Origin of the sequence: Streptomyces sp. AJS327, from assembly GCF_013450295.1 — a bacterium.
GTDB lineage: Bacteria > Actinomycetota > Actinomycetes > Streptomycetales > Streptomycetaceae > Streptomyces.
In genome coordinates this window covers 179,494-187,500 of record NZ_SKBR01000001.1, presented here as the reverse complement: position 1 = coordinate 187,500, position 8,007 = coordinate 179,494, and the positions used below count along the sequence as shown (strand labels likewise).

Genomic DNA, 8,007 nt, shown 5'->3' with positions numbered 1-8,007 from the left:
ATGTGTTAAGCACGCCGCCAGCGTTCGTCCTGAGCCAGGATCAAACTCTCCGTAAATGTCACACCCAACCCCCACACAACAGTGCAAGAGCCAGGACGACAACTCACGAGAGCGACACCAACGAAAGGAATCATTCCGTCAGCATCCAGCATCCTCGCTGTCATCAAAATCAATCAAAGGAACCACATCCACAAACCACACCCCACACAAAAAGTGAGACGCAGCCCGTGAACGGGGTATCAACAATCTGGCGTTGACTTTTGGCACGCTGTTGAGTTCTCAAAGAACGGACGCTTCCATCGAACCTGAAACCAGGCCCTCCGGGCGCTTCCCTCTCGGTGTGTCCCCGACACTATCAGAATGTTTCTGAGTGAGAATCGGGGGCTGCTTCTCACGGGGAAAACCTGGAATCCGGCTCTCTGTGTGTGAAGCGATGTGAATCTTAGCCCCTGCCCGGGAAGTCGTCCAACTCCGGGCCTTTGCCTGAATCCACCGCTCGTCTTTTCCGCGTTAGCGGTCTGTCAGAGCGGTGTGAACCGTAGCAGGTCCCGCGCGCCCCACGCACACCCGGGCGGTCCGCGAGGGACCGGGAGCCCGTCGCATTCGGCCACGGCACCGTCCGAAGCCTCACGAGGGCCCGGACGGCGGGGAGTCGAGGTGTTCCAGCGCCACCCCGGGGGCGTCCAGCACCACGTCACCGGCGATGTGCACGGTCCACTGCTCGGCGGTGTCCAGCGCGGTCAGCCGGTAGCTGTCGACGACGAGCGGACCGCTGTCGGTGGTGTGCGTCTCGCGACCGGTTCTGCTCCAGGACTGGTCGATGGTGCGCGGAGCGAGCGCGCTTCCGGTGAAGGAGACGAGCCTGGCCCGGGCCGAGCTGTCTCCCGCCCCCGGTTCCCCCGGTTCCCCCGGTTCGCCCGGTGGCAGCAACCAGGAGTTGGCGACCAGGAAGGCGGGCGAGGCGCCGGTGAAGGCGTGCGCTGCGACGTTGCCCTCGGTGGCCAGCTCCCCGCGGGGGTCGGTGCGCACCCACGTCACCCCGTCCAGCGCGGTCCCTCTGACCTGCCAGGATCCGGCGCGTAGTTCGAGTCGGAGGGGGCGGCCGCGCCGGTCGGTCGTCAGGTCGACGGTGCCCGCGGGGCCGCCGGAGGGGGTCTCGATCCGCGCGGTGTACCGCCAGCCGGACGGGCCGGGGGCGCAGTGGAAGTGCTCGGTGCCGAGGAGGGTGTGGTCGTGCGGGTCGCGGAGGGTGTAGCGGCCACTGGGCATGTTCGGTCCGTGGGGTGGAAAGCGGGGCAGGCCCCCGCCTCGATGGCGGGGGCCTGCCGGGAACCGCGTGTACTGACCGGAGTTGACCGGATCAGGCAGCGATCAGTACCGGTAGTGGTCGGGCTTGTACGGGCCCTCGACCGGAACACCGATGTAGTCGGCCTGCTCCTTGCGCAGGGTGGTGAGCCGCACGCCGAGGGCGTCCAGGTGGAGCCGGGCGACCTTCTCGTCCAGGTGCTTGGGCAGGACGTAGACGTCGGTCGGGTACGCCTCGGGCTTGGTGAAGATCTCGATCTGCGCGATCGTCTGGTTCGCGAAGCTGTTGGACATCACGAACGAGGGGTGACCGGTCGCGTTGCCGAGGTTCAGCAGCCGCCCCTCGGACAGCACGATGATGTTCTTCCCGTTCGGGAAGGTCCAGGTGTGGACCTGCGGCTTGATCTCGTCCTTCACGATGCCGTCGATGGCGGCGAGACCCGCCATGTCGATCTCGTTGTCGAAGTGACCGATGTTGCCGACGATCGCCTGGTGCTTCATCTTGGCCATGTCGGAGGCCATGATGATGTCCTTGTTGCCGGTCGTGGTCACGAAGATGTCCGCCGTCGCGACGACGTCGTCCAGCGTGACGACCTGGTAGCCGTCCATCGCGGCCTGGAGGGCGCAGATCGGGTCGATCTCGGTGATCAGCACCCGGGCGCCCTGGCCGCGCAGCGACTCGGCGCAGCCCTTGCCCACGTCGCCGTAGCCGAAGACGACGGCGGTCTTGCCGCCGATGAGCACGTCGGTGGCGCGGTTGATCCCGTCGACCAGCGAGTGGCGGCAGCCGTACTTGTTGTCGAACTTCGACTTGGTCACGGAGTCGTTGACGTTGATCGCCGGGAAGAGGAGCTGACCGGCCTGGTGCATCTCGTAGAGCCGGTGCACGCCGGTGGTGGTCTCCTCGGTGACCCCGCGAACCTCGCTGGCCAGCTGAGTCCACTTCTGCGGGCTCTCGCTGAGCGTGCGGTTCAGCAGTTCGAGGATGACGCGGTGCTCGTCGTTCTCCGCCGTGTCGACGGAGGGAGCGGCACCGGCCTTCTCGTACTCGACGCCCTTGTGCAGCAGCAGGGTGGCGTCGCCACCGTCGTCAAGGATCATGTTGGGGCCGCCGGTCGGCACGCCGGGCCAGGTCAGGGCCTGCTCGGTGCACCACCAGTACTCCTCCAGGGTCTCGCCCTTCCAGGCGAAGACCGGCACACCCCTCGGGTCGTCCGGGGTGCCGTCGGGACCGACCACCGTCGCGGCGGCGGCGTGGTCCTGGGTGGAGAAGATGTTGCAGGACGCCCAGCGAACCTCGGCGCCCAGGGCGACCAGGGTTTCGATCAGGACGGCCGTCTGCACGGTCATGTGCAGCGAGCCGGTGATACGGGCGCCCGCGAGCGGCTGCTGGGCCGCGTACTCCTCGCGGATCGCCATCAGGCCGGGCATCTCGTGCTCGGCGAGGTTGATCTCCTTACGGCCGAAGGCCGCCAGAGAGAGGTCCGCGACCTTGAAGTCCTGGCCGGTCGTGGAGGTCGTCGTCATGCGAGCTGCTCCTCGATGTCGAGGTTGTGGCTGGCTGGTCCGTGCTGCGGCGCATGAGGGAGCGCGGCGGCGCGCGGGGGCCGTATCGGCCACTCCGGAACACCGGACACACTCGTCTCCTGCTCGCAGCTCAGTCCGTCGGAGGCCCTCTCTCCCTCGGTGGTCCGGAACGGACCGCCCGACCGCCATCAGCAGCGACGTCTGCGCGCTACGAATCTACACCGCCTGTCCAGTCGACCGGATCGCCCGGGGTGGAGACAAGACCGGCCCTCGTGGTTTCGGCCACGCGCCGCCGGTCGTTCCGCTCTCGCCCGGGTCCTCACGCTCACCGTGGACAGTTGGAAAGACACTCGCCTCTTCCTTCCCCCACCCGGCCACCCACATGCACGGTCACGTCACTCCCACGGGAGGGCGGGGCCGCGGGGGCGTTCCCCCGGTCGCCCGCGTCCCGCGTGCGCCGCGGGTGGTGCGGCCGTCGTCGGTGAACGCCCCGCCGAGCGGGGTGAGTTAGCTCACGCCCGGGGCGCGGGGGCCGGGCGCCGGAGTGCTGCGGGAGTCGCGGGGCGCGCCCGCCGCACGAGGGGGACGAGCGGGCGCGGCCACAGCCCCGGCCACGCCCGCTCGGGGTCGCGGTTCGGGCGTCAGCCGGCCGTCTCGCGGAGGATGTCGGGCTCCAGGTAGATCACGCGGGCGATCGGGACGGCCTCCCGGACTCGGGTCTCGGCGGCGTCGATCGCCTCCGCCACGTCCTGCGCGCGGTCGTTGTGCCGGACTCCGACCTTGGCGGCGACCAGCAGTTCCTCGGGGCCGAGGTGCAGGGTGCGCATGTGGATGACGCTGGTGATGGCCGTGCCGTCGACCAGCGCGGCGCGGATGCGCTCGCGCTCCCCGTCGTCCGCCGACTCACCGAGCAGCAGTGACTTGGTCTCGGCCGCGAGTATGACGGCGATGACCACCAGCAGCACGCCGATGCAGAGGGTGCCCACGCCGTCCCAGACGCCGTTCCCGGTGAGCAGCGCGAGGCCGACGCCGCCCAGCGCCAGAACCAGGCCGACCAGCGCGCCGAGGTCCTCCAGGAGCACCACGGGGAGTTCGGGGGCCTTGGCCCGGCGGATGAACTGGCCCCAACTCAGGGAGCCACGGACCTCGTTGGACTCCCGTATCGCGGTGCGGAAGGAGAAGATCTCCGCGATGATCGCGAAGACCAGCACGCCGACCGGCCAGTACCAGTGCTCGATCTCGTGCGGGTGCTTGATCTTCTCGTAGCCCTCGTAGAGCGCGAAGACGCCACCGATGGTGAACAGCACGATGGAGACGAGGAACCCGTAGATGTAGCGCTCCCGGCCGTAGCCGAAGGGGTGCTGTTCACTCGCCTCCTTCTTGGCCTTCTTACCGCCGAGGAGCAGCAACCCCTGGTTCCCGGAGTCGGCCAGCGAGTGCACACCCTCGGCGAGCATGGAGGACGAGCCGCTGAAGACGAACGCCGCGAACTTACTGACCGCGATGGCCAGATTGGCGGTCAGCGCGGCGACGATCGCCTTGGTTCCCCCTGCTGCGCTCACGGCGCGTTCCCCTTCCGACGGTGTGGCCGACGCTCATACGGCCACGGTGGCGCGGAAGAGCGTACCGCCACCGGAGACGGCCAGGGGCTCGTCCGGCCGGACGTACACCGACTGCCCACGACCCAGGGTGAGTTCGGCACCGTCGGCACCGGTCACCCGCGGACTGCCGGCGGTGCACAGCAGGATCTGCGGTGTGGGGGCGCGGAGTTCGCGGGGGGCGGCACCGGGCGCGAGCACCAGGCGCGAGAGGCGGAACTCCTCGGCGGGGGTGTCGTAGCGCTCCTCGCCGTCCGGCGTGGCCTCCGGCCGCCGGACGCGCGGCGGGGCCGGGTCGAAGCGGACCACGCGCAGGAGTTCGGCGACGTCCACGTGCTTGGGGGTCAGCCCACAGCGCAGCACGTTGTCCGAGCTGGCCATGATCTCGACGCCCAGGCCACGCAGGTAGGCGTGCGGGACTCCGGCGCCGAGGTACAGCGCCTCTCCCGGTTGCAGCCGGACGTGGTTGAGCAGCATCGCGGCGATGACGCCGGGGTCTCCGGGGTGGTGCCGGGCGATGTCGGCGTACGCGGCGTAGGCCCGGGCGTGCGGGGCCGTCGGTGCCGTGCGGGGGGTCGCCTCGCCGGAGTGGGGGTCCGCCTCGCCAGTGGGGGGCGCCGCCAGGGGCGGGCTCGCGCCGAACGGGACGGCGTCCGGGGGTCCGGCGGGGGCGGGGGTGATCTCGCCGGGGGCGGGAGCGGTGCGGAAGGCGCCGGGCGCTCCGGGCCACGCCTCCGGAGCGTCCGGCCGACGCGGGTCGACCGGGTCGGGCGGGACGAAGGCGGTATCCGCGGTGGTGCGCGGGGTCTCGTCCGGGGCGTCCGGCAGGTGGCGCGCCTCCGGGCCGTCGCGTACGTCGCGTACCTCGTCAACGTCGTCAACGGCCCGCGCGTCCTCGGCCTCCCGCTCGCCGTCGGCCGCCGGTCCCGCCAGGCGCTCGGCTGCCGCGGCGGCCTCCGCCACGGTGACGGCGATCTCCGCGCGGTCGGCGGTGAGGACGGCGGTGAGGACCTCGCGGAGCGCGCCCCGCTCGGGGGTGGCGCGCAGGATGTCGACGTACGGCGTGAGCCCGTCCACGTTCAGCGCGGCGAGCAGCTCCGCCGCCTCGGCCGCGGGCCGGAACCCGCAGAGGCCCTCGAACTCGGTGAGCGCGCAGACGAGTTCGGGCTTGTGGCCGCTGTCCGGGTAGTTGCGGTCCGGCGCGTCCCGGGGGAGGCCGCGCCGCTCCTCGTCCTCGAAGCCCTCGCGGGCCCGCTCCCGGTCCGGGTGTACCTGGAGGGAGAGCGGAGCCGCCGCCGCGAGCACCTTGAGCAGGAAGGGGAGCCGTGGCCCGAAGGCGTTCAGCACCCGTGGGCCCAGCTCGCGCTCCGGATCGGCGGCGATGACCTCGGACAGCGGCCGGGGCTCCGCGTCCCGCAGGACCCGGGAGGGGGCGCTGGGGTGCGCCCCCATCCACAGCTCGGCCTGTGGCTCCCCCGTCGGTTCGGTGCCCAGCAGCCAGGGCAGGGCGGTGGTCGAGCCCCAGGCGTAGGGACGGATGGTGTTCTCAAGGCGGTCCATGGAGTGCGCCCCTCACGGGAAGGATGGTGCGTTGGGAGAGTCAGGGCCCAGCTGACGCGTCGCTGGCGAGCGTGAGGTAAACGGTGGCGAACTCCAGGGTGGCGAACAGCTCCGCCGCCGCCTCCAGCGCGCCGCCGCCCTCGGTGGGGTCCAGTTCGCTGATCGGGGTGTGGTGGGCGAGCGCGAGGTCGCGGGCGGTGCCGGTGGCGGACTCGCCGTCTGCCGTGGTGTCCCGGAGCAGCACCACCCGGGCCCGGGTGGGCTCGGGCTCGTCGACCCGGTCGCGGAAGAAGTCGTCCAGGTCGGCGGCGGGCGCGAACGCCCCGGCCAGCAGCGGGCCGTGGGCCGCTATCGCCTCCGGCAGCGGGGCGGCGAGGGCGGGACGGCCGAGGCGCGCCGCGACCTGCCCAGCCCACGCCCGCGCGACCGCGTCCGCCGCCCGTCCCTCGCTCCACAACAGCGGGAAGGTGTCGGCGAGTTCGGTGGCGAGGGTCTTGGCGGGGTTGCCGTAGGTCGGCCGGGCCGGGCCGCAGTTCCGCGCGGTCTCGTCGAGCCGGTCGGCGAGCGCCTCGACGGCGGGCCCGGGCGCGTGGAGCAGCCCGAGCCGGTCGAGCAGTACCAGGAGCGGGGTCAGCAGGTCCCAGAGCGCGCCGGGTGGCGTGCGGTGATCGGGCACACCGGGGTACGTCTCCGGCGGGGCGGCGGCGCCCCGCGCGGGCGAGCCGCCGAACTCACCGGCGCCCGCCGGCGGGGTGCCGGTCGCCCGCGGGCGCGTGGGTAGCGGCAGCGTCATGCCCCGGGTCTCGCCCACCGCGTCGGCGAGCGGGCTCCTCTCGGGGGTGAGGGCCAGTACCGTGCAGCCGCGCCGGTACGCCTGTTCCACCAGGGCGGTCAGCCCGGGCTCGGTGCCCTCGGGGCCGTGGACCAGCAGCAGGTCGAGGGGGCCGACCCAGCCGGGCAGCGACCAGCGGAGCGCGTCCGCGGTGGCTCGCGCCCCGGTGGGACGGAGCGCGGTGACCGGCGCGTTGCCGTTCCCGAGCGCCCCGAGCAGTTCGGCGGCGCAGACGGTGGCCGCTCCGGGCCCGGCCAGCAGCACGGCGCGCGGGCGGCCCTCCGGCCGCAGCGCGGTCAGTCCGGCCTCGGCGGCGGCGCGCGCTCCGGCGCGCACCCGGGCGCCGGCCTCGGCGGCGCCGCGCAGCAGGTCGTCGGTGTCGGCTCGGGTCAGCGCCTCGGGGGCGTCGAGGAGGGACTCGTCAAGCACGGGCAGTGCGCCTCCGATCCAGTGCCGGGGTACGCCGGAGCGGGATCCGGCGTGCGAGAGCGTACCCGGCGGGTACCGGGTGGCGGCTGTCCTGGGCGGAGCGTCGGGCCGGTGGTTCGGCGGGTGACGGGAGGTGCCAGGACCCGAAGTGGCGGGCACCGCCGGTCCGGTGGCCGGGGTGCGGTACCGAGCGCGCGGTGCGGCGGCGGGTTGTCGCCGGACGGGCGGGCCGGGCGGCCGATCGGGGTCCGTCCCGGGGTGGCACGCTCGCCGGTCCGGCGCGTGCCGTGGCCTCGGTCCCCGCCTCCGGCGCGGGCCGGGCCAGCTGGGCCCGGGCTGGGTCGCCCGGCACGTCCGGACGGCCGGGGTGACGGCCGCGGAGGGCGGGCGGAGGGTGACGGACGGTGGCCCCGACGGGCGGGGCCGGGGCCGGTGGGCTCAGTCGGTGGAGCGGTGGGCCTCGTCCACCAGCAGTACGGGGATGCCGTCCCGGACGGGGTAGACGAGACCGCAGGCCGGGGTCTCGCCCGTGCAGATCAGCTCGTCGCCCGCTTCGCGGAGCGGCGCGTGGCACGCCGGGCAGGCGAGGATCTCCAGGAGACCGGCTTCGAGCGGCATGGTGTCCTCCGGACGATGTGGTGACGGTGCGTTCAGCGTACCGCCCGGTCGGCGGCCTCCCGCCGCCCCGGGGCACCCCGCCGGGCCGCGCGGTACGCGGTGGGCCCTTCCCGCCCCAGCTCGCCGGCCAGCCACGAC

The 8,007-nt window shown here is 72.7% G+C and carries 6 protein-coding genes and 1 rRNA gene (1 of these 7 only partly in view); all 7 read right to left on the bottom strand.

Annotation, left to right across the window (positions count from 1 at the left end; translation table 11 throughout):
- Positions 1–56 (bottom strand): 16S ribosomal RNA (locus E0L36_RS00720); it reaches 1,478 nt to the left of the window's first position.
- 571 nt (positions 57–627) lie between these two features.
- Positions 628–1,269, bottom strand: coding sequence for a hypothetical protein (locus tag E0L36_RS00715; RefSeq protein ID WP_180926908.1), 642 nt, complete (start codon positions 1,267–1,269; stop codon positions 628–630).
- A 102-nt stretch (positions 1,270–1,371) separates the two neighbouring features.
- Positions 1,372–2,832: an adenosylhomocysteinase gene (ahcY, locus tag E0L36_RS00710; protein WP_180926907.1), complete on the bottom strand. Its 1,461-nt coding sequence runs from the start codon at positions 2,830–2,832 to the stop codon at positions 1,372–1,374.
- 641 nt (positions 2,833–3,473) lie between these two features.
- Positions 3,474–4,394 carry a cation diffusion facilitator family transporter gene (locus E0L36_RS00705; protein WP_180926906.1) on the bottom strand — a complete coding sequence of 307 codons (921 nt, stop codon included), beginning with the start codon at positions 4,392–4,394 and terminating at the stop codon, positions 3,474–3,476.
- Between the two features lie 33 nt (positions 4,395–4,427).
- Entirely contained in the window at positions 4,428–5,990 is a 1,563-nt protein-coding gene (manA, locus tag E0L36_RS27245) for a mannose-6-phosphate isomerase, class I (protein ID WP_258015848.1), read from the bottom strand.
- 40 nt (positions 5,991–6,030) lie between these two features.
- On the bottom strand, positions 6,031–7,251 hold the full coding sequence (locus E0L36_RS00690; RefSeq protein WP_180926905.1) for an SIS domain-containing protein: 1,221 nt from the start codon (positions 7,249–7,251) through the stop codon (positions 6,031–6,033).
- Positions 7,252–7,689: 438 nt separating this feature from the next.
- Positions 7,690–7,869, bottom strand: coding sequence for a Trm112 family protein (locus E0L36_RS00685; protein ID WP_180926904.1), 180 nt, complete (start codon positions 7,867–7,869; stop codon positions 7,690–7,692).
- Positions 7,870–8,007: the final 138 nt, after the last annotated feature.

Bases quoted from the DNA above. Each gene is read 5' to 3' on its own strand.
- E0L36_RS00715 (WP_180926908.1), bottom strand. From the start codon at position 1,269: ATGCCCAGTGGCCGCTACACCCTCCGCGACCCGCACGACCACACCCTC.
- manA (WP_258015848.1), bottom strand. From the start codon at position 5,990: ATGGACCGCCTTGAGAACACCATCCGTCCCTACGCCTGGGGCTCGACC.
- ahcY (WP_180926907.1), bottom strand. From the start codon at position 2,832: ATGACGACGACCTCCACGACCGGCCAGGACTTCAAGGTCGCGGACCTC.
- E0L36_RS00685 (WP_180926904.1), bottom strand. From the start codon at position 7,869: ATGCCGCTCGAAGCCGGTCTCCTGGAGATCCTCGCCTGCCCGGCGTGC.